The sequence below is a fragment of the Polaromonas sp. P1_G1 genome (genome assembly GCF_056405595.1).
The window spans coordinates 1-351 of the sequence record NZ_JBFUBU010000329.1 but is presented as its reverse complement, the minus strand read 5'-3'; the positions used below and the strand labels follow the sequence as shown (position 1 = coordinate 351).

Below are 351 nucleotides of genomic sequence, written 5' to 3'. Positions count from 1 at the left end.
AGGGTGGAATGCCTTCGAGGTTGAATTCACCCAGCATCTTGTTCACGGCGGCGATTTCGCGCTCACCCTGGAACACCTTGATCGTCACGGCCGGTTGGTTGTCTTCGGCAGTAGAGAAGGTTTGTGCAAACTTGGTGGGGATGGTCGTGTTCTTGGTGATCATCTTGGTCATCACGCCGCCCAGGGTTTCAATACCCAGAGACAGAGGCGTCACGTCCAACAGCAGCACGTCCTTGCGGTCGCCCGACAGCACCTGGCCCTGGATCGCAGCGCCCACGGCCACGGCTTCGTCAGGGTTCACGTCCTTGCGGGGTTCCTTGCCAAACAGTTCCTTGACCTTCTCTTGCACCT

The 351-nt window shown here is 58.4% G+C and carries 1 protein-coding gene; it reads right to left on the bottom strand.

Annotated elements, in window-relative coordinates:
* On the bottom strand, window positions 1-351 hold a 351-nt coding region (locus tag AC1D1Y_RS27075; RefSeq protein WP_477685050.1), incomplete at both ends, for an Hsp70 family protein.